Source organism: Phormidium pseudopriestleyi FRX01 (assembly GCF_017313335.1).
Classification (GTDB): Bacteria; Cyanobacteriota; Cyanobacteriia; order Cyanobacteriales; family Laspinemataceae; genus Laspinema; species Laspinema pseudopriestleyi.
Genome location: NZ_JAFLQW010000474.1, coordinates 1 through 20587, shown reverse-complemented (window position 1 = coordinate 20587; position 20587 = coordinate 1). Strand labels below are relative to the sequence as shown.

Annotated in this window: 15 protein-coding genes and 1 pseudogene; 10 read left to right on the top strand and 6 right to left on the bottom strand. The window is 46.4% G+C overall.

Going from position 1 to position 20587, the window contains the following annotated elements:
• Positions 1-347 precede the first annotated feature (347 nt).
• From J0895_RS18125 to J0895_RS18115, 3 genes are all read left to right on the top strand, one after another.
• Positions 348-1187, top strand: coding sequence for a pentapeptide repeat-containing protein (locus J0895_RS18125; RefSeq protein WP_207089409.1), 840 nt, complete (start codon positions 348-350; stop codon positions 1185-1187).
• A gap of 402 nt (positions 1188-1589) precedes the next feature.
• Positions 1590-2234 carry a hypothetical protein gene (locus J0895_RS18120; RefSeq protein ID WP_242541396.1) on the top strand — a complete coding sequence of 215 codons (645 nt, stop codon included), beginning with the start codon at positions 1590-1592 and terminating at the stop codon, positions 2232-2234.
• Between the two features lie 94 nt (positions 2235-2328).
• Positions 2329-2943, top strand: coding sequence for a CP12 domain-containing protein (locus tag J0895_RS18115; RefSeq protein ID WP_207089408.1), 615 nt, complete (start codon positions 2329-2331; stop codon positions 2941-2943).
• Between the two features lie 373 nt (positions 2944-3316).
• Here the strand turns inward: J0895_RS18115 and J0895_RS18110 are convergent, their stop codons facing one another.
• A complete protein-coding gene (locus J0895_RS18110; protein WP_207089407.1) occupies positions 3317-5122 on the bottom strand; it encodes a proline--tRNA ligase in 1806 nt (601 codons plus the stop codon).
• A gap of 327 nt (positions 5123-5449) precedes the next feature.
• Here J0895_RS18110 and J0895_RS18105 point away from each other — a divergent pair, with 327 nt between their 5' ends.
• The 3 genes from J0895_RS18105 (at position 5450) to J0895_RS18095 (ending at position 9383) form a co-directional block, all read left to right on the top strand.
• Positions 5450-6055, top strand: a complete 606-nt coding sequence (locus J0895_RS18105) for an NfeD family protein (RefSeq protein ID WP_242541395.1) — start codon at positions 5450-5452, stop codon at positions 6053-6055.
• Positions 6056-6149: 94 nt separating this feature from the next.
• Positions 6150-7583 (top strand): flotillin family protein, encoded by a 1434-nt coding sequence (locus J0895_RS18100; RefSeq protein WP_207089406.1) that lies wholly within the window; start codon positions 6150-6152, stop codon positions 7581-7583.
• 198 nt (positions 7584-7781) lie between these two features.
• Positions 7782-9383 carry a flotillin family protein gene (locus tag J0895_RS18095; RefSeq protein WP_242541394.1) on the top strand — a complete coding sequence of 534 codons (1602 nt, stop codon included), beginning with the start codon at positions 7782-7784 and terminating at the stop codon, positions 9381-9383.
• Between the two features lie 198 nt (positions 9384-9581).
• On the opposite strand, the gene J0895_RS18090 is transcribed toward J0895_RS18095, so the two are convergent.
• Positions 9582-10244, bottom strand: a complete 663-nt coding sequence (locus tag J0895_RS18090) for an acetoacetate decarboxylase family protein (protein ID WP_207089405.1) — start codon at positions 10242-10244, stop codon at positions 9582-9584.
• Between the two features lie 350 nt (positions 10245-10594).
• On the opposite strand from J0895_RS18090, the gene malQ reads away from it, so the two are divergent.
• Positions 10595-12112: a 4-alpha-glucanotransferase gene (malQ, locus tag J0895_RS18085; RefSeq protein ID WP_207089404.1), complete on the top strand. Its 1518-nt coding sequence runs from the start codon at positions 10595-10597 to the stop codon at positions 12110-12112.
• Positions 12113-12230: 118 nt separating this feature from the next.
• Here the strand turns inward: malQ and J0895_RS18080 are convergent, their stop codons facing one another.
• A complete protein-coding gene (locus tag J0895_RS18080; protein ID WP_207089403.1) occupies positions 12231-12812 on the bottom strand; it encodes a Uma2 family endonuclease in 582 nt (193 codons plus the stop codon).
• 230 nt (positions 12813-13042) lie between these two features.
• Between J0895_RS18080 and J0895_RS18075 the strand changes: the two genes are divergently transcribed.
• Positions 13043-13243 (top strand): hypothetical protein, encoded by a 201-nt coding sequence (locus J0895_RS18075; protein ID WP_207089402.1) that lies wholly within the window; start codon positions 13043-13045, stop codon positions 13241-13243.
• 98 nt (positions 13244-13341) lie between these two features.
• On the opposite strand, the gene J0895_RS18070 is transcribed toward J0895_RS18075, so the two are convergent.
• The 3 genes from J0895_RS18070 to J0895_RS18060 all read right to left on the bottom strand — a co-directional run bounded on the left by J0895_RS18070 (position 13342) and on the right by J0895_RS18060 (position 18482).
• A complete protein-coding gene (locus J0895_RS18070) occupies positions 13342-16620 on the bottom strand; it encodes a tubulin-like doman-containing protein (RefSeq protein WP_207089401.1) in 3279 nt (1092 codons plus the stop codon).
• Between the two features lie 91 nt (positions 16621-16711).
• Positions 16712-17464 carry a Uma2 family endonuclease gene (locus J0895_RS18065; protein WP_207089400.1) on the bottom strand — a complete coding sequence of 251 codons (753 nt, stop codon included), beginning with the start codon at positions 17462-17464 and terminating at the stop codon, positions 16712-16714.
• A 415-nt stretch (positions 17465-17879) separates the two neighbouring features.
• Positions 17880-18482 (bottom strand): Uma2 family endonuclease, encoded by a 603-nt coding sequence (locus tag J0895_RS18060; protein WP_207089399.1) that lies wholly within the window; start codon positions 18480-18482, stop codon positions 17880-17882.
• A 210-nt stretch (positions 18483-18692) separates the two neighbouring features.
• Here J0895_RS18060 and J0895_RS18055 point away from each other — a divergent pair, with 210 nt between their 5' ends.
• Together J0895_RS18055 and J0895_RS18050 are read left to right on the top strand one after the other, a co-directional pair.
• Positions 18693-20381, top strand: a complete 1689-nt coding sequence (locus J0895_RS18055; RefSeq protein ID WP_207089398.1) for a hypothetical protein — start codon at positions 18693-18695, stop codon at positions 20379-20381.
• Positions 20382-20383: 2 nt separating this feature from the next.
• A pseudogene (locus J0895_RS18050) lies at positions 20384-20587 on the top strand (glycosyltransferase family 39 protein); the annotation flags it as partial.

Below are 20587 nucleotides of genomic sequence, written 5' to 3'. Positions count from 1 at the left end.
GTGGCGATCGCTACGTCATAAGGACCCCACCCTAACCCTCCCCTTGCCAAGGGGAGGGGACCGGAAACCTAAAAAACCTACTTTTGTAAGTCTCCCCCAATGACCAATGACCAATGACCAATGACCAATGACCAATGACCAATGACAAATGACCAAGGACCAATGACCAATGACCAATGACCAATGACCAATGACCAATGACCAATGACCAATGACCAATGACCAATGACCAATGACCAATGACCACTTTCAATTCTTCTTTAAAATGATTTGTGACATTGAAAACGATACATTGGAAGCACCCACCACTAGACTTGCACAGAGCGATAGCAAAGAGGCGACAGGACATGGATGTAAATGAATTACTAGAGCGATATGCAACTGGAGAAAGAGATTTTCGCAACCTCAACTTGATTGGTGCCAATTTAGCGGGGTTGGACTTAAGTGAAGTCACTTTTCGCGATGCTGACCTGCGTCAAGCCAACCTGACCTCTACCAAACTCACCGGGGCCAACCTGCGAGAAGCTAATCTCATGGGGGTAAACTTTCATCAAGCTAACCTGCGAGAAGCCAATCTGATTAATGCGAACTTAAGTAGGGCAGACTTAAGTGAGGCAGACTTAGGTCTGGCAAATATTAGCCGAGCCATTGTCGAACGAGCTAATTTACAGAAAGCCAAAATGGTACAGGCTCTGGCCAGCGAGACGAGGCTGGGTTGGGCGAATCTCCAAGAAGCGACCTTAACTCAGGCCAATCTCAGTCGAGCGAACTTAAGTGAAGCCAACTTGACCGGCGCGAATTTAGAAGGGGCCAACCTGACGATCGCCATTCTGATTCAGGCGATTATGGAAAAGGTGAATCTGACGAATGCCACCTTAAATGGAGCCAACTTAACCGGCGTCAATCTCCGAGATTCTGACTTGAGTCGGGCCAATATGAGTGGATCCAATCTAGCCGGAGCGGATTTAACGAAAAGCCAGCTTCGGGGAACTAACGTGAGTTGGACCACCATGCGCGGGACGAATTTAGAAGGGGCCAGTTTGTATCGAGCCAACCTGGGTTGGTCCAACCTCACGGGAGCCAACCTCACCAATGCAATTTTAATGGATACGAATCTATATCGGACCAACCTCCGGGATGTCAAGTTTACTGGAGCCATTATGCCCGATGGGTTGACCCACCAATAGTACCTGTTGCGCGAATCGCCCAGGCATTTATTTTGCCTGCGGCACTTGATGCGGTGCAGATTTACCTGGAATTAAGCGCCTAGGGTCTGGGATGAGCGGGTCACCTTGCTTGAGATTCCCCTGGGACTGCCTAGGGTGCGAAAGCATCAGTTCTCAACCCTCCAACCGTTGCGATCGGACCTCGAACAATCGGCCCTGTTGTCCAGTCTATCTTCCCTAGGGGCACAATTCACAGCACTGACCAGATGTGCTGTAATCCCATATCTACTGAGTTTTTGCCAGGTTCAGCTCGATCGCTGAAACGGAGATGGCGGGGCGATCGCCCCAAACTACGATTTAAAAACGTTTCGTGCCACGTTTGGCCGCATCACGGGTGCAGGATCCTTTGTCAGGAATCGAGCGATGATTTTGATTAGTCAGGTTAGCCTCATCAGTCTTGTCCTCACAGGACTTTCGGTGATATTAGTCCATTCTCCCGCCCTTTGGGCTGCCCAGGCAGTCGGAGCCAACCTGGGTCCACTGCCCCTGCTCTCGATCCTTCGGGAATCTAACCCCTTTGAAGAACCCACCCTTAACCCAGAAAATATCCCCTGCCGTCAGGAACCAATCGGCCTAGGGATTCCTGGATTTCAACCGGGAATTCATCAAGATTCAGTCTTCCAAATGTTTGGATTTCCCAGTCAAACCCTTCCGGGATATTGGCCCAATACTCATGCTGTCACTTATGACCTGATTCCCCATCAGGTGAGTCTCGGATTCCTGTTCGATCGCCAATCCCTACTTTTGCAGCAAACTGAAGCCTCGTTTGCTCAAAGCGTCAACACGGACATTATTCTAGGCACTTTAAACAGTATGTTAGGTTGCCAGCTTAATGAAGAAATCACCTCCGGATTTCAACAAGTGTGGCAAGGTCAAGTGCGCCGGTACAGGTTTGCCCTGGGTCACCTCAAAGGGGCGATCGAGTGGGAAATCCGCTCCACATCCTCCGGCGTTCAAAAGGCAGAGCGCGTTTATATTGGGATTTGGCAAGCCGGTTTACACCACTAACCGACTCAATTTGCTCCCTCCTCGCTGCGGATGCCCCATTTTATTATACGATCGCTCTAGCCCTAAAAATAATTGGCCCCGAGGGGAAGTAAGAATGATGAAAGCTCAAGATATTATGACCAAAGACGTGGTGAGCATTCGCGGATCCGCCACTGTTGCAGAAGCCGTTAAGCTCATGAAAGAAAAGGGCTTGCGTGGTTTAGTCGTATCCCGTCGCCATGATGAAGATGCCTATGGCATTGTGACCGAAACGGACATCGTTTACAAGGTAGCGGCGTTTGGACATGACCCGAAGCAGATGCGGGTGTATGAAATTATGACCAAACCCTGTATCGTTGTCAATCCTGACCTCGGTGTAGAATATGTGGCGCGGTTGTTCGCCAATACCGGCATCCGTCGTGCTCCCGTCATCAAAGGAGACTTGCTCGGGATTATTTCGGTGAGCGATATTCTAACTAAGAGTGATTTTGTAGAAAAACCCAAAGCCAAACACTTCGATAGTGAACTGGAAAAAGCGGTTCAGGAAGCCCGAGCCATTTGTGCACAAGAAGGCCCAACTTCTAAAGAATGTGCGGCAGCTTGGGATGCCGTGGAAGAACTGCAAGCCGAAGCGTCTCATCAACGGGCGATGAAACCCGTTAAGAGTGCGTTTGAGGAATACTGCGAAGAAAACCCCGAGGCAGATGAAGCCCGGGTGTATGACGTTTAAGTTTCCAGTTCGGTGAGGAGGGAGCCGCTTGATGATATCACTCAGGGGTTGCGGGATTCGAGCCGATCGCCCATGACAATCCCTCAGATGTGCTAAGGTCGAACTCCTGCAATTTTTAAGCTGTGCGATCGCCTGTGTTGGCGATCGCACTCTTGTTTTTGGGTTCCGATAGGGGGGAGGGTTTGGTGACCAAACCCCTACATTAGGGGGGAGGGTTTGGTGACCAAACCCCTACATTAGGGGGGAGGGTTTGGTGACCAAACCCCTACAAAAAAACACGATTTTTCGTCATTAAATTTACCACCTTGACAGGGCTAGGTGGGCAGTGCCCACCCTACTAACTAATAACTAATTCCTCGCTATCAGGAACAGGTTAAGACAAAGCCGCATCAATCCATTGCTTTAGGGTAGCCGCTACTTCAGAAATGGCAATTTCATGGGAGGTTTTAGTCGCCCGTTCTACGACTTCTACTTTACCGGATTTGAGAGACCGTCCCGTAACAATTCGATAGGGAATTCCCACCAAATCGGCATCTTTAAATTTCACTCCGGCCCGTTCTTCTCGGTCATCTAACAGGGTTTCGATGCCGACTGCATTGAGTTCTGTGTAAAGGTTTTCTCCAACTTCGACCTGTTGAATATCGGAAATATTGGGAATGCAAATAATGGCATGATAAGGCGCGATCGCCACGGGCCAAATGATGCCATCTTTATCATAGGATTGCTCTACAGCAGCCTGGGCTAATCGAGAGACCCCAACGCCATAACATCCCATGATTAAGGGAACATTATCCCCTTGTTCATTGGTATAGGTTGCTCCCAATGCTTCGGAATATTTCGTTCCCAGTTGGAAGATGTGACCGACTTCAATGCCTCGCGCACTTTTGAGGACTTGACTGGGGTCATGAACTGCCCGATCGCCTGCTTGGGATTTGCGTAAATCGACGATGCGATCGCTTAAGGGAAACTGTTCTCCCCAATTGGCACCCACAATATGATAATCGGTTTCATTGGCTCCGGTGACAAAATTCTTTAACTCCACCACAGTGCGATCGGCAAATCGTAAAAAACCGGGTTGCAACTGTCCCGCTGGGGTGATATAATTATCAGCTAAATCTGGACCAATATATCCTAATGGTAAAGGCTTGAGGGTTAATTGTTGCTGCACCTGTTCCGAGGGAATATCAACGGCAATGATGGCATTTCCGCCATAAGTCGGGGCCAATTTTGCTAACTCATTATAGAGTTTCACTTCATTGACTTCTAAATCACCGCGAATACTCACCAAGACCAACACCATTCTCCCATTGTCATAGACAACCAGATAAATGATATTTTTGACAACTTCTGTGGGAGAACAGTTCAGAAATTGACAGAGTTTATCAAGGGTTTTTGTGTTGGGAGTTTCTCGTTTTTCATAGAGAACAAAAGCACTCGGTTTTGCATCGGGAGGTAATGAGGTTGCTTTTTCTATGTTGGCGGCATATTTGCCATCTTCGGTATAAAGAACTTCATCCTCTCCAGCTTCTGCTAAGATCATAAATTCCTGGGATGCCGCCCCGCCAATGGCCCCGGAATCAGCTTGAACCGCGCGAAATTCTAAGCCACAACGGCGAAACATATTGCTATAAGCCCAGTCCATATCCGCATAAGTTTTCTGTAAACTGGCTTCGTCTGCATGGAAAGAATAGCCATCTTTCATAATGAATTCTCGTCCGCGCATTAATCCGAACCGGGGACGAATTTCATCGCGAAATTTATTTTGAATTTGATACAAATGGACGGGAAGTTGACGATAAGACCGAATCATATCTCGGGCGATCGCTGTGATTACCTCTTCGTGAGTTGGCCCCAGTCCCATTTCTCGTTCCTGGCGATCGGTGAGGGCAAACATAATCCCTTCTGCCTTGGTGTAAGTCTCCCAGCGTCCTGACTCTTGCCATAACTCAGCCGGTTGCAATTGCGGCAACAGACATTCTTGAGCACCAGTGGCATCCATTTCCTCGCGCACAATATTGGAGACTTTTTTGAGAACCCGCCACATCAAAGGCAAATAAGCATAAACGCCACTGGCAATCCGACGGATATAACCGGCCCGTAATAGGAGTTTATGACTGGGAATTTCCGCTTCTGCGGGGTCTTCACGGAGGGTAACAAACAGCATTTGTGATAGTCGCATTAAGTTTTCCTTAATTTAGAGTTAGGGACATTATTATCTCAGAAAAAGTGGGGCGATCGCCTCCGATGCAGACCCCAACCCATGAAATTCTCCCCATTCGCGCAAAAGTCCTCAGATACCAGATTCTCTCAAAATGCTCTAAGTCCCTGAATTGGGATGTTGATTTTTCCGAGAAAGGTCCCATCACTCCAGGGCGATCGCCGTTGCTGCTACAGAACCGGCAATCCTACTCATCACAAATTTTCTTAACAAAACTGGACGCTTGTGTTTTTTTTTGCAACAATGTAATGATGTCTGAAAAATTCATAAGCAGACGAGGCTATTAAAATGATGCCTATTTATCTTTTTTGTTTCGGCATTGGCGGGATCTTCGTCGTGTTCGCCGCGATTGGAGGACTCGACGGTGCAGATTTCGGGGTAGCCTTTGATGCAGACCTAGAAATTCCCGAAAACCGTAAAAAATTGGGCCCGTTAAAACGGGAAAGTTGGGTTAAGCGCCTCTTTCTCTTGCCGTTCTTTAGTCTCAAATTTTGGACCTTTGGCAGTTGTTTTTTTGGATTAACAGGACTGGTCCTAAATGGGCTGCGCCCTGAAATGCCGCCCGGACAGATGGCTGGTATTGCTGCGGGGATGGGGATTTTTTGTGGCACCACGATGGTTTGGATACTCAGAAGCCTTGGACAACGCCATGCCAATAGTCTCACTCGTTCTAGTGACTTAGTGGGTCATTCTGCCACGGTGCTCTTTCCTTTCAATTGTGACAGTAAAGGGAAGGTCCGAGTAAATATTAAAGGCGCTAATGTCGAGTTTATGGCCTTTACAGACGAGTCTAAATCATTTAATAAAGGAGACAGAGTTTTTATTGTGGGCCTAAAAAACAATCGCCTCTGGGTCGTTTCGGAAGACTCTAAAGATTTAATCACATCGCGGTGAATCCCCGGCAACAATAGGGCGGAATTTTACTCGGCATTGACCTAGCACTCTAAAAGATTTTTCTCTTTACTCAATCTGAAAGGAATCTAACGCTATGCAAGAGATTGTTGAAACTTCATTCTTGACTGAAAGTATTACAGATTCGGCGGTGGTTCTACCCAGAAAACCGCAACAAGAAATCCAGATAGCCCAAGTCAATTCTGTACCGCCCATCCTTCAAAATAATCCGACGACGGATCGGTTGATTTCAGTCGGGGGCATAGTCGGCCTTTCCATTTTTGGATTTCTAATATTCTTGTGGATTTTAAATAACATCCTCTGTATCTGTAAACCCAACGAGATTTTAATTTTATCGGGGCGGAAACGGAAAAATAAAGAGGGACATGAGTTAGGCTATCGAGTCACCCGGCATCGCACGGTTTGTATCCCCATTTTGGAAACCGTCAAGCGCATGGATTTGACCACGATGCCGGTGCCGGTAGAAGTGAAAAATGCTTATGCCAAAGGGGGAACACCGTTGAATATTCAAGCGATCGCCAATGTGAAAATTTCCAGTAATCCCGAAATTGTTGGCAATGCAATCGAACGCTTTCTGGACCGCGATCGCCGAGAAATCGTCCGAGTCGCCCGAGAAACCCTAGAAGGCAATCTGCGCGGCGTTGTTGCCACCTTAACCCCGGAAGAACTCAACGAAGATCGCCTGCGGTTTGCGGAACGAATTACCGATGATGTCCAGGATGATTTGCAACGGTTGGGATTAGAAATTGATACCTTAAAAATCCAAAGTGTCTCCGATGATGTAGACTATCTCAGTTCCATCGGACGCCGCCAAATTGCTGCGATCGTCCGAGATGCGGAAATTGCCGAATCCAATGCGTTGGCTGAAGCTGAGGCAGTCGAAGCGCAAACTGAGCAAGAGTCTCAAGTCGCTAAAACCCTGGCGCGGATGGCGATCGAGGAAAAAGATAACGAACTGCGAAAAATCAAAGCCGAACTGGATCAACAGGCGCGATCGGAAGAAGAACGCACAAAAGCTGCCGCCAAAGAAGCCCGAGCACGTGCCGAACAACTGCTACAAAGTATCCGGGCGGACTTAGAACGCCTCCGTTTAGAAGCCGATGAAGTCCTCCCCGCAGAAGCTGCGCGACAAGCACAAGAGTTGCGATCGCGCGGGGAAGCTGCCGGATTTGAGGAAAATGCCAAAGCTACCGCACAAGTTAACGACCTCTTTACCCAAATCTGGCTAGATACCGGCACCGATGCCGCAGAAGTCTTCTTAATCCAACAGATTGAAATGGTCCTGCGAGAGGTGGCGAATATTACCCAGCGTGTCCAGATTGATCGGATCCATGTAATTGACAATGGCGATGGCAAATCGATCGCCAGTTTAGTCAATGCCTATCCCGAAATCGTCGGACAATTCCTCGGTCGCGTCGATCGCACCCTCGGCATCGATGTCATCGGCACCCTCAACCGCAGCAAGGGAGATAAACCGGAAGTCGCTGAAGTAGAGAAAGTGCTGAAGTAGAGAAAGTATAGAGGGAAGATAGGGAGAATACACGAACGGTTCCCGGACCTTGGCAAGGTCCGGGTTAGGGTGGGGTCCACTCCCTACTGGATGAAAAGATTGGGAGAATGGGGTGTTGACCCCCACTAACTCTACCTCCAGTCCCCTCCTCATGCCCAGACAAACGACCAACGACCCATGACAAATTAGGAGACTCAAATGCTGCAAGTTATTCTAGGATTAGCGGCGGTTTTAGGGACTGCCTTTGGCGCAGGTACACTGATCATCAAAAATTTGTATTACATCTGTCAACCCAGTGAAGTGCTGATTTTTGCAGGGAGTGAGCGTCCCCTGGATGATCATCAAACTGCGGGATACCGTTTGGTGAAAGGGGGTAGCAGCGTTCGTCTCCCTTTGTTGGAACGCGCCTACCGCATGGATCTCACCAATATGATCATCGAACTGAGAGTGAGCAATGCCTACTCTAAAGGTGGGATTCCCCTGAAAGTAGAAGGGGTGGCCAATATTAAAATAGCCGGAACTGAACCGACGATACACAATGCGATCGAGCGGTTATTGGGCAAAACCCGCAAAGACATTGAGAAAATCGCCCAAGAAACCCTAGAGGGAAATTTGCGCGGCGTCCTAGCTTCCTTAACTCCGGAACAGATTAATGAAGATAAAATCGCCTTTGCCAAAAGTTTATTAGAGGAAGCCGAGGACGATTTAGAAAAGTTAGGATTGGTGTTGGATAACCTGCAAATCCAAAATATCTCCGATGATGTGCGATACTTAGATTCCATCGGACGGAAACAACGAGCAGAACTGGTCCGAGATGCTCGGATTGCCGAAGCTAGAGCCAAGGCTCAGTCTGTGATTCGCACGGCGGAGAATGATCAGAGTACCTCGATCAAGCGAATTTTTAGCCAAGTCGAAATGACTCGTGCAGAAGCCAATCGCCGCATCCAAGATGCGAAGACAATTCGAGCGGCATTAGTGGCTGAAGTTGAAGCGGAGATTGGCTCAGAAGTGGCGCGAACTCAAGCTGATGTAGCCGTACAAACCGAGCGAATTAAACAAGTGGAGCAACAGTTACAAGCCGATGTTGTCGCACCGGCTGAAGCACAATGTAAACGGGCGATCGCCGAAGCAAAAGGTAAAGCATCGGCCATCATTGAAGATGGGAAAGCCCAGGCAATGGGGACGAAACGTCTTGCAGAATCCTGGAGATCTGCCGGACCCTCAGCGCGTGAGATTTTCCTGTTGCAAAAACTGGAACCGCTACTCAAAACAATGGTTTCTACCGTACCCAATGTGAGAATCCAAAATCTGACTTCTATCGATACCACAAGCGGCAATACCGTCGGGAAAATGGCATCATTTTTGGAACAGTTGCGGGCGAGTACCGGGATAGATGTCGCGGGAGTGGTCCGAAATTTCGGGTCTGGTGACAGAATACAGGCGCAAGAGTTTACTTCCTCTAATCCTCCCAAGTTGCCTGATACGCCCATCCTCTCAACGGGTGCAGCCGTCGCACAAAAGGTTCCCGGAACAAAGACGACGACAGCAAAACAAGCCACGAGTCCGATGAATGCTTTGTATGCTGAAGTGCAGGCATTTTTGGAAAACCTCGCCCAGGGAAATCCTTCTTCGGCAGTCGCAGAACGGGCGATCGAGCAACATATTAATTTCAATCCTAATCTGAAAAAACAGTTACAGCAATTGAAAGAAATTGGAGGTACGGAAGCAGTCCGGGCCGTATTTGAGCATCCCAGCATTCATGTTCCCGTCGGCATGATTGAAGCTTGGATTGCGAAGTAACTGGGAGGAATACAAAGGTAAGAAACGCCTGAAGTCGTTACTACAAACAGGGATAAAAACTTTATTTTTTTGTTCGTAGTGACGCCTTCAGGCGTCTTTGGATTTGGCTTAAATTGGGTATGAATTTGTGATAATAAACTGGGGAAAAAACGCCTTAAGGCGTTACTACGAACTTAAGAGAATTTCTGACGTTGAACGCTATGCGGGAGCATAAGGGGTGGCAGTCGCTCTTTCTTTGACCACTTGTGGCGCACCAGCAACCAATCGCAAGTCTTCACAAGAAAAGGTTAGATAAGGTTGGGTCAAGTTCAACATAGCAAATGGACTCTCCGGGGGGACGACCAATCTACTCTTAACTAAACCGATCGCAGACATGAATTCACCCGGAAACAAAAGTAAATTAGAACCCAGGGTGCTAAAGCTAGGAAAGGCAAATGGGATAGGTAACCGGAAGGTCTTGATGCTAAAATCGAGACTGCATAGCAGACAGTCGCCTTGGTGAACCATCACGCGATCGCCATCGTCTCTTTCCCAGGTAAATTCTGCTAATTCTTTCGGCAATCCCCAAATTTCTCGACCTCCAGCCACCGAATCGGGATGGTCCACATAAATGTGAGAAATCCAGGCACCGAACTGCATTCCGCAACGCACTAATGCAGAAACCACAATTAATTCATTATATAATAAGGTTGACCCGGCCCCATATTTAGCACAATAAACCCCTCCCAAGGTTTTTCCCGGGAAAACCTCAACGATCGCCAAATCTGAGGGAACGAGCGATCGCACACGACGGGTATCAATGGGATGGAGAGTTTGCACGGCACGGCCTTTCAGTGTCCAAGGTGCACAGGGGTAAGGCATGAGTATTTCTCCAATGATTAGGCTCGACAAATCGGCTCAAACCAGTTTCGATTTATCTTAGCACAGATTCCCCCCAATGCGTCTCTATCTAACGATATAATTGAGTCAACTTTCAAGGCCAGATTCAGGCGATCGGTCCAACCCAAACCCTTCCGTTGGAATTATTTTTATTTCCACTGATTTCAAATCATCCCCGAGGTAGATCCCCCCGCCTCAAAATCGGTTAAAATTTGTAGAGTATTGGAATTCAAAATCCAATGCATAACACTCTATGAACTCCAATGGTATGTATTTTTAGATAGTTTGTCTTTTCTAAAAACATTCATTTAAACGTTAATTTGGGTATAATCATGTCTTTTCCTAGAAACAGCGGTATTTTACTGCATCCGACCTCCTTTCCCAGTCGATTTGGCATCGGAGACTTTGGACCTGAAGCGTATCAATTTATTGACTTTTTGGCTGAAAGTGGACAACAACTCTGGCAAATTTTACCATTGAGTCCAACGGGATATGGCAATTCTCCCTATATGTCCTATTCCGCTTTTGCCGGAAATCCGATGTTGATTTGTCCAGAACATCTACAGAAAAAAGGTTGGCTTTCTGAAGAAGATTTAGCCCAAATTCCCGATTTTTCCAAGGGTTACGTTGACTTTGAGAAGGTCATTCCTGTAAAAATGAGATGCCTACAAACCGCCTATCAAAATTTTCTAAACCATGCCACAGCTGAACACAATCAGCAACTTGAAACCTTTGGCGATCGCACCGCCTATTGGATTGAGGACTATGCCTTATTTATGGCCCTCAAAGAGAAACATCACAGTGCCGCCTGGAACTCCTGGGAACCCATAGAAGTCCGAAAATACCAACCAGAAGCCCTAGAAACCGTTCGACAAGAACTCAGCAATCGCATTAGTTTTTATAAATTCTTGCAATTTGAATTTGACCAGCAATGGCAAGCCTTAAAACAGTATGCCAACGACAAAAATGTGCAAATTGTAGGTGATATTCCCATTTATGTTGCCCATGATAGCGCCGATGTTTGGGCAAATTCAGACTTGTTTTATTTAGAAGAAGAAACCGGAGAAACCTCCCTAATGGCAGGAGTTCCACCGGACTATTTTGCCCCAGAAACCGGGCAGCTTTGGGGAAATCCGGTTTATAATTGGGAGAAATTAAAAGAGACTGAATTCGATTGGTGGGTTGAGCGTTTTAAAACCACCTTTGATGCCGTCAACTTATTGCGAATTGACCATTTTCGAGGCTTTGAAGCATTTTGGGCCGTTCCTAAAGGAGAAACAACAGCCAAAAATGGACAATGGGTAAAAGGACCGGGAATAGAATTTTTTGAAATCATTGGCAAGGAATTAGGCAAACTGCCCATCATTGCCGAAGATTTGGGACTGATTACTCCAGAAGTTGAGGCATTGCGGGAGCATTTCGATTTTCCCGGCATGAAAATTTTACAATTTGCCTTTGAGTCTCATCCAGAACTGCATTTTTTACCTCATAACTACAAGAATCAAAATTGTGTGGTTTATCCGGGAACCCATGACAATGATACCACCGTAGGATGGTATCAACAACTGCCAGCAGAAGAAAAAGAAAAATTATGGCGTTATTTAGATAAACCACAGTCAGCAGAAGGGGAAATCAATTGGGAGTTAATCCGCTTAGGATGGAGTAGCATCGCCAATCAAGCGATCGCTCAATTTCAAGATGTTTTAGGGTTAGGCAACGAAGCGCGCATGAATGCACCGGGTAAACCCGAAGGGAATTGGTCCTGGCGTTACAAACCCGAAGATTTATCCCCCGAACTTAGCAGTCGCCTGAAAACCTTAACCGAAACTTATCAACGCCTTCCCGAATAAAATGGCTGCATTAAATCAGCAGAATCCTGACCCTACTCCACTCCCTCTCTAGGTGAGAGGGAGGCTGGGGGTCTCTTTAGGAAATCGTGAAAAAAATCTATCAAACCCATTCCCTAACCTAATTTTGATGGGGAAAGATTTCAGCCAAATCCAATAATACATCTGAAAAACCAGGCAAAGAAACCACTTCATTGGCTAACACAATCCGACGGTGACGATAGCCGAAACTTTCCCGATTATCCTGATAGGGTTCGCCGTAGCATTCCAGGGTATTGTTCACTAAATTAAAAATCCAATAATCAGCAATCCCTGACTTAGCATACAGCGGCAATTTCACCTCGCGATCGTAACGTAAAGAAGAATCGGCAATTTCAATCACCAGGATGACATCCTCTGGGGTTGGATGTGACACTAGATACTTATCAGAACGATTTTTAGCCAATACTAGATCCGGTTCTGGTTCGCTGTTATCACCCAGAATAATCGGTTCTTGACTTCGCAGAGTCACTCTTTTCCCGACCAGTGTGAATAACTCTTGCTGTAAAAACGTACTGCAAACCGAGTGGGCGGTCCCTTTAGCTGCCATTTGGATAATTTCCCCTTGAATCAGTTCAATGCGATCGCCCTCCTGGAAAAAGCCCAATTCGGTGAGGCGGTGATATTCCTGAATCGTAAACCGTTTAGCCGTAGAAATCGTCATAACATTCCAAAAACAATAGGGTTACCGCTATTGTACCGCACTGGTCATTGCTGAGGATTGACTGGAAAGGGTAATCGGCTAGAATGGGAACATCAATATCCTCTGTTCAGTCGAAAAAATATTCTCTTTTTAGGGTAAAAATGGTAGTGATAGTAACAAATTTCTGACTAAAACTTGCCATAATAGACCCGCATAAATCTCGATTTTTCAATAGAAATGGAGAAAAAATTATGTCTCTACCTAACCGAGGCCAAATGACATGGAAACCCGATGGCACAATGAGTCGCGTCTTGTATCTGCGGATGAAACCCCATGAACAATGGCGCTGTTACAAAGACTTTCCCCAATATTTTATTCCGGATTCCCCCGGAAACTCTCAAGGATACAATACCTTTGTTTCCTTACTCCGCCAGCAATGGCAAGTCATGTAGGATTTTAATTCAGCCTTTACTCTATGCCATCCCTACAAGCATTAAAAGCCCGCAAAAGCGGGCTTTTTTATCGGTTGAATTGAATCAGTGTGTAACCGTTAACTCAAAGACACTAATTGATTGCCGCACTTAAAGCAAAACTTGGAATTAGCGGGGTTTTTACTGCCGCATTTGGTGCAGAAAACATGGGTTTGTGGGGGTGCATCGGTGGGGGTTACAACGGCGGCGGCGGCGGTTGCTGGAGGGACGGGAGATGCAGCGGCAGCGAGATGCAATCGATGGGTTTCGATCGCCTCTTGGATGATTTTGGATTCTCGCTTATAAATCAAGCTATCTTTGCCGCCTTCTTTCTCCAATTCCGTTTGTCGTTCGACTAAATACTCCATGAAATGTTGATACAATTCCCGCTTTTGGGTTGCCGTTTCAGCGGCGTTGATTTGGGCCGTAACTTGACGCTGAATTTCCTCGCGATCGCCTCGGCATTGGTTGACTTCTAGCACTTGTACCGCTTCTTCCCAAGTGGCAGATATCTCAACATTTTCACTGCCGATGGAGGTTTGGCGGGTATAACGGACTAGGTTTTCTTTCGTTTGGCGATTTTCTTCGATGCGGAGGACATTGAGAGAACGCCCTAATACCACCAATTGATACACTGCCGGATTCTCGGGGAAAATATCCCAAAATGGCGGTTCTTTCTGGATGTGAACGGGAATTGGAGGGTCTTTACTTTCTCCTTTTAATTGGGCGCGTTTCGCTTCAATGGTTTGTCCTTTCCAGTCTTGATAGGAGTGGCGCAATTCCTGCATTCCATCAATACATCGCAAGGAAAATCCCCCCATTTCTTGCACAAAAACCACCCGATGTCGTTCTTCTTCTCCTAATGGGGTAACCGCATCGGAACTGCCGACTCGTTCCTCTAATAAGGGGAGAAGTTTAATGGCAGCAGGGTCCGTGGGAGTGCGCCCTCCGACGATGGCAACTTTGGTATTAGTTGAGGGTGTAAATCCGGCATCTCGTCCCGTCATGACGGCGGGATTGAGGAGGATAACGGGTTTGGATTTACTGTAGGCGATCGCCAATTGATTGCGGATTTCAGCGACATCATTATTAAAGACTTTGAACAGGCGATCGCAAGCGGCGAGTTCCCGTTTAATCCGACTACTATTCGGGGCCAGATTAATAATATTGCGGCTTTTTTCTGCAATAATGTCTTGAAAATCCTCTTCCTGAACTTCGGCTAATTGTTGGACATCAAATAGGCGCATGGTTTCCCCTGCGGCCCGGTTTTGTTTCCACAATGGACTGCTATCGGCGAGGACTTGACTGGATAAATTACTACAAAGTCCATCGAGTCCTGTTTGATAGCGACTCTTGTTTCCTTCGGTGGAACTGGCATATTGTTCAATCAAGTCTTGATAGAGTTGATTGAGTTCTTGGCGATCGTACAATTTAATCCCATTAATGGTTAAAGCATCCGCACTATCCGCTTGGGAATCCGCTTCATGGGCGAAGGTATCGCGAGTTTGGCGCATCTTCTGAGTCCAGCGGGATAATCGGCGCTCTAACTCATCTAAATGCTCCTGTAAACGGGCGATCGCATCCAACCCCAAAAACCGCGTTTTGCGTTGAATGGTGGCAATTAAACTCCCTTCTAACCCCGCTAATCCCTTTTCTGCATACTCCTCCATCTTAGCTTGTTTCGTTAAGCCAAATTTATCTTTAAAATGGCCGATATCTTGCAAAGCATCCTCATACTGTTTCCGGCGGTTTTCTTCATTGGGTTGCCAGACTTTCTCCGCTTCTCGCCGAAACTTTTCCACCGCATTTTCAAAGACTTGACGCACCGTCACCAGAAAGATTTCTGCAAATTTGGGTCCCCGATTGCGGTCTTCAATAATCCGATAAAATTCCTCTTCTAAGGATTGGCGTCCCTGTTGGATAATGCGATTGCGATTATCATACATTTTTTGCAAAAAATCTCCATGCAATCGTTCATCGGGACTGAGTTCTCGCAGGTGATTGGCCCGGTATTCCTCCACTTTGTCATATAAAAAATCTCCAAATTGGAGGATTTTTCCTTTTTCAGTTCCGGCAACTCCCATCACCCCTTGTTGGGTACATTGGAGGAGATTGTCTCGGGAAATTTCAGTGCGGATACTATTGACAAAACTGGAGATTTCGGCCAAGTAAGATTTATCTCCTGCAGCACCTAAATCCGTGAGTAATTCCATATCCGTGAGGCGCATCCGTTTGAGGATGTCATTTTGGACTAACTCGAAGGTTTGCGGGGGTAAAAGAACACTTTCATTTAACCACCAGCTTACAAAGTCGGCAGCAAGGCGATTGGATAAGGAGGTTCTAATTTGGGCAATGGGAATTTCAATGGTGGAGAGTCCAAAACTCATAAAGTTTTTAGGATACCCTCGTCCCCCGGGGTCTGCTTGCGCCCAAGCGCCTTTGATATTATCACGAATTGAGCGCTTATGAGGGGCAAAGTCAGAGGTTAAATCCAAAAAGATATTTTGAGAAATCAGTTCCCGAATTTGGTCGAGAGTGAATTCACTGTCGCCGTTTTTTGTGCCGACTAAGTAGGTGAAATCAAAGGGGGGACGACTTGATCGCACTTCGTCGAGTAAGCTGGCACTATATTGGGCTAAATATTCTGTGCGATAGTCGGAAAAATAGCTCAATTCCATCATGGCAGCGTACCCATTGGCGAGGACGCGATCGCCCACGTTAATGGTAGCAAAGGCGGCAGGTAACGGGGCGATCGCCGTTACCATTGGGCTACCTTGTCCTTTCAGCCAATGATTGATACAATAGCCGATATCAATCAACATTCCACTGCCGGTTCCCCCGGATAGAGACCCAATGACAAAGACATTAATCCCGGAAGTCACGACTTTAATGCCGTAGCGATCGAGCATATAATTCTCGTGGCCTTTAATGCGATCGCCAGACCGTTCAAAGGCTTTTTGAATGCCATGATAGTTACAGAAAAAGGCAAACCGACCACAGCCGCGAATTTGTCCCGCCCCCGCTTCAATGGCGCTAATATTGCGTTCTAATTCCGTCGGAAACCACCGTTCAATCCAGGGATAATTCTGCATATTTGACATCATATCCCGCACCTGCCGCCCACTGACACTGGCCCAGTATTTTTCGTGGTCTTTAAACGCCGAACCCGCCGCCACCGAACTGCTGACTTTATATTCTTTATCCGTGTCAATTACCAGAAAGCTGATTAACGGAAAATTCGCTAAATTTCCGTAAGTTTCTTCCACTAAACGCCGGACTCGGGAGAGGACTTCGTGTCCCGTTCCTCCCACACCCACAAGTACCGTGGGAACCATACTTTTTTCATCAAATGCTGCCATATTTTTCCTGTTTATTGATGATTAAATTAGGGGAGTTAGGATGTCAAAACCGACAGCCTAACCCCTGAGTTTTTTACAGTCTAGGAACCCTTTAATCGGCTAATTCCTCGGGGTCAACCCCCAACTCCCGCAAACGTGCGGCAAGGCGTTCAGCCCGTTGGTGTTCCTGTTCAGTCCGTTGGCGTTCCTGTGCAGCCTGTTCGTGCCCGTATAACAGCAAATTTCCCTGACTATCCCACCAGCGTAACCAGGGGAGTTCCATATTGCCATACAGTCCGGACCAAATTCCCAGTTCCACCTCCAGTTCTGGAATGGGGAAATGACCGCGTTCATTGGCTGGCATTAATTCATAATGACCGCCGTTTATCTTGTAAACTTCCACGCTGGATTTTTGAACTTCATAAATTGCATAGTAGGCGGGTCGAATCACGGTTTCATAGATCCAAAATTTACCCTTCCAAGGGGTTTTATCTCGTTCCTCTGAACCATTCCCAGAAACAAATTCAATGATAATCTGGGGGGGAATAAATTCTTGCCACAAAACATAGGACCGGCGAGGTTGTCCCTCCAAGCTGGGGGGAACATTGGGAACATAGAACCAATCGGGCGCTTCCGCACCTTTCAGGGGTGGGTCGGTGATTCGCCAGTAAATCCCGCTATCTTGACCAATGCAGTAATGTCCATCGGGATGTTTGGCTTCCAGAACCGGACGAATGGAATCGGTCAAGAGAATGCTTTGGGGGTGTTCTTGAAAGTTCTTCACAAAGGTGCCATCCTCACAGGGAAGTTGGGTATGATCCGGCAGTGGGGTAAACGTTTCTGTGGTATTCGTTGTAATCGTCATAAGGAATAATTGGGGGATAAAATTTGACAGGTTTTTAGGGGCGTCCCCTGGATTTTAAATGGAAATGTCTCTTTCATTATTTGTATCATACTCTTGTCCAAATCGTCCAATCAAGGCTGAAGGACTATCCTCTAAACTATAGCGTTTACCACAGTTATGAATACATTTATTTTGGGAGTGCGAGCATCTTGCTCGCTATTGTCCCAAGCGAGCAAGATGCTCGCACTCGTCTAAATATTTGTACCTCATGAGTCTAGGAACCGCTATATCAACTGCAACCCGCCGGTTTTCAGTCAGGACATTTCCAAGGGTCTCCACCACTGCGGGTTGATCTCATTCTGAACCTCAGAACTATCCAGGGAAGGGTCGCTGGTTGTTGATCGGGCATAATTTAGCTAAGATTCATCCATTATTTTTACCAAATGGTCGATAAATCTAAGACAAACCCGGGCAAAAGAGAATCCTCGCTTAAGGTGGTTGGATTGTTCAAACATTCTACGGGTCTATCGGGACGATAAATATAAACTTGGCGCTGTTTTCGGTCAATCAACCAACCTAGGGCTGTCCCATTTTCAATATATTCTTGCAGTTTACTTTGAAGAGCTTTTAAAGGGTCGCTGGGTGAGCGTAACTCTATCACAAAATCCGGACAGATCGGAGCAAATTTTTGTTGTTGTTCTGGGGTGATACGGTGCCATTTTTCGAGTTTTATCCAGGCAGCATCGGAGGATTTGATGGCCCCATTGGGAAGGATGAAGCCGGTAGAAGAATCAAACCCGATTCCAGTTTTGTTTTGTCGCGTCCAGATTCCCAGTTGGATAATCAAATCAAAGTTCCGATTCCCCGTTTCTGACCCGGTGGGTGGCATAATAATAATTTCTCCTTTGGCAGTCCGTTCAATTCGATAGTCTCGGTTTTGTTGGCAAAAGTCGAAAAATTGCTCGTCTGTCATCTCGATCGCCGGAGACATTTGCAGGACCAATGGGGAAATTTCAGGGACCGCTAGGGTTGTATTCATGGTTATGGTGACCCAGTGAATTTTAAATGACCAATCTTGTCGGCAGATTCTCTCAATTTTATCATTCCTAGGAGGTTGGGGGTTGCTTACGCTTCCTCTGTTTCCTGCGATCGGGTAGAATTTTAGATTAATCCTTCTCCCAGATTTAAACCCTTGCCCTCACCTACTTCTGTTTCCCTAACCTTTCCCAACCGCCTGCATCGCTTTTGCATGGCACCTGCACCCCATACCCCTAAATCCGCGCTGATTTTTTGGTTCAGTTTGAGCTTAACTGTTGCTGCGGTTTACGGGATAGGGGGACTCCAGCAAGCATTTAGTGGGAACTGGGTGGTGCAAGATGATGCGCGACAGCACGTTTTTTGGATGCAGCGCTTTCTAGATCCGGGGTTATTCCCCAATGATTTAATTGCGGATTATTTTCAATCTGTTGCACCTGCCGGTTATGCACTGTTTTATCGGTTCATGGCAGCGGTGGGAATTGCACCGTTGTTGCTGAGTAAACTGTTGCCTCCTCTGTTGGGTTTAATCACTACTATTTTCTGTTTTGGAGTGACAATGGAGTTATTTCCGGTGCCATTTGCCGGGTTTATTGCATCTTTATTACTTAATCAAAGTTTATGGATGCAAGATGGGCTAATTTCTGCCACGCCAAAAGCATTTGTCTATCCCTTATTTTTGCCACTTTTGTATTATTTTTTGCGGGAAAATGTTCTTTTGACAGGGATATTTATTGCGTTGCTTGGGCTATTTTATCCCCAATATGTATTAATTGTTGTGGGAGTTTTGCTTTTACAAGGAATAAATTGGAAGCAGGGAAATATTTCGATTAAACTGACCCGCCAGAATATTAAATTTTGGGGAATTAATCTAGCCATTGCCTGGTTAATTTTATTAATTTACGCCCTAAAGAGTTCAGAATTTGGTCCGACTATTTCTGCTAGTGAAGCTCGACAATTACCGGAGTTTTTAACCGGAGGAAGAAGCCAATTTTTCATTGATGATGCTTGGGCGTTTTGGTTTCATGGAAGAAGTGGTATTGCCCTTTCTGCTATTTTAACTCCGGTGTTCATGGCTTTAGGCTTTTTGTTGCCAATGTTGCTCAAATTTCCCAAAGTATTTACCCTAGTCTCTTCGGTTTCTTCCCGCATCCGAATTTTATTAGATGTGCCGATCGCAGCTTTCGTGATGTTTTTTGCGGCACATATATTGCTGTTTAAACTCCATTTGCCTAGTCGCTATACCCAGCATAGTTTGCGAATGGTGATGGCATGGTCCGCAGCGATCGCCATCACCATTCTACTCGATGCCCTCTGGAGATGGGGACAATCGGTTCCTAAAAAAATGACAGCAGGAATCATTTCTGTTGTGTTGGCTATCGTCTTTCTATTTTATCCCCAACTGGCGATGAACAATTTTCCCTGGACTTCTTATGAACGGGGAGAACAACCTGAGCTTTATGCCTTTTTACAACAGCAACCCTCGGATATTTTGATTGCTTCTCTATCAGAAAAAGCTAATAATTTACCCACCTTTGCTCATCGTTCTGTTTTGGCAGCCCGAGAATATGCTATACCCTACCATTGGGGTTACTATCAAGTATTTCGCACTCGCCTCCAACGGATGATTCAAGCACAATATAGTCCCAATCTCCCGGATGTGGTTGCCTTTTTGCAAGAGTACGAGGTGGATTGGTGGTTGATTGAAAAAGGGGCGTTTACTCCGGGGTATCTTTCTTACAATCGGTGGTTAAACCCATATTCCGTCACCCAGGAGGCGATCGCCAATCTGGAAGCTGGCATTCAACCGGCGATCGCCACGCTGATGATTCAGTGTTCAGGGTTTGAAACGGCTGAGTTTGCTGTATTATCAGCGGATTGTATTTTAAACGTTCAGGATTAAGGATGAAAACTCCCCAACTTTATTGGAATAGTTTACGGGTATTGGTGGCGTTAGTTCTAATAATTGGCATATTTTTTAGGTTTTATCAATTAGACCAAAAAATTTACTGGATTGATGAAGTGCATACCTCTTTGCGCGTAGCAGGATACCGAAAATCTAACTTTTATGAGCAACTTCCCACTGGGGAATCGCTGACGATCGCCCAG